We start from the raw sequence: 1,671 nt of genomic DNA, 5'->3' as shown, positions 1-1,671 counted from the left end.
AACGGCGGCGGCAGCTACTGCGCTACGGGCACAGGAGTGGCCGTAGGCCTTGCAGGCTCACAGAGCGGCATAAGCTACCAGCTGTACAATGGCAGCACGGCCACAGGCACAGCAGTACCGGGCAGCGGCTCGGCCATCACTTTCGGTATGCAGACGGCGGCAGGCAGCTATAGCGTGCGTGCCACCAACGATGTGACGGGCTGCGTGAACGATATGAGCGGCACAGTGGACGTAATGATAAATGACCTTCCCGTACAGCAGCCCGTACTGTCTATAGGCAGCAGCTACTGCGCCGGCGGCGAAGGAGTGAACATACTGCTGAACAGCTCTGAGGTGGGTATCCACTACCAGCTGTACACGGGCAGCACGATGATGGGCGCAGCGATGCCCGGCACAGGGGGCGTCATAGACCTTGGCGCCCAGACAGTACCCGGCTCTTACTATGTGATAGGCACCAATACGGTGACCGGCTGTACGCAGCTGATGAGCGGTAGCCCTGCTATCGTTATCAACCCGCTGCCAACGGCCTTCACGCTCACAGGCGGCGGCCCGTACTGCGAAGGTTCGGCAGGTTCAGTTATCAACCAGTCGGGCTCACAGACAGGCGTCACCTACCAGCTGTATAACACGACAGGCCCCGTGGGGGCCCCTGTGGCAGGCAATGGCGGCCCTGTGACGTTCGGCGCACAGCCTGCAGGCAGCTATGTGGTGATAGGCACCAACAACATAAGCGAGTGTACGAACCAGATGAGCGGCACGGTGAGCGCTATCTTCCGTGCGGCGCCTACGGCCTTTGATGTGACGGGCGGCGGCGCGTACTGCGCAGGCGGCGCAGGTGTGGAAGTGGGTATCAGCAATACACAGAACGGCCTGAGCTACCAGCTGTACAAGGGCGGCGTGCTGATGACGACGATAACGGGCAATGGCGGTGATATGAGCTTCGGCATGCAGACAGTGGCAGGTACCTACAGCATACTGGCCACGAACCCTGCGACAGGGTGTATCAATGCCATGACCGGCAGCGTAGCTGTGATAAGGAACGAAGTACCTGCATCGTACGATGTGACGGGCGGCGGCACCTACTGCAGCGGCACAGGCGGTGTGGCGATAGGTGTGGCCCAGAGCCAGGCAGGTATGAGCTACCAGCTGTACCGCGGAGCTACCCCTGTGACAGGGGCTACGCAGGCGGGCACAGGCAGTGCGATAAGCTTCGGCATGCTGACGACCAGCGGTGCGTATGCGGTGATAGCTACGAATACGACCACAGGCTGTACGAGCAACATGAACGGCAGCGTAACGGTAACGGAATACGCACTGCCTGAGGCGTTCGCGGTGACAGGCGGCGGCAGCTACTGCAGCAGCCCTACGGCGACAGGTCTTCCTGTAGGTGTGATGAGCTCTGCGCCCGGCATCAGCTACCAGCTGTACAGGGACGGCACACCGGTAGGTGCGGCGATAGCGGGCACAGGGTCACCGATAAGCTTCGGCGACCAGATGGACGCAGGCGTATACACGGTGATGGGTAAGAACACGACGACGCTGTGCACGCAGATGATGGGCGGCAGCGTAACGATAATAGTGAACCCGACAGTTGTACCGGGTATAGAGATGAGCTCTGCGCTTGGCACGACGGTCTGTATCGGTTCGCTGGTGACGTTCAGCAGCAGCTCG

General features: G+C 60.9%; 1 protein-coding gene. It reads left to right on the top strand.

The genetic code is table 11. The features are described from left to right. Positions 1–1,671, top strand: a 1,671-nt coding sequence (locus tag ABD843_RS14165; RefSeq protein ID WP_345084419.1) for a hypothetical protein, incomplete at both ends; no start/stop codon positions are given.

It is taken from the genome of Nemorincola caseinilytica, from assembly GCF_039540515.1.
GTDB lineage: Bacteria > Bacteroidota > Bacteroidia > Chitinophagales > Chitinophagaceae > Nemorincola > Nemorincola caseinilytica.
This window is presented reverse-complemented; position numbering and strand designations above follow the sequence as displayed.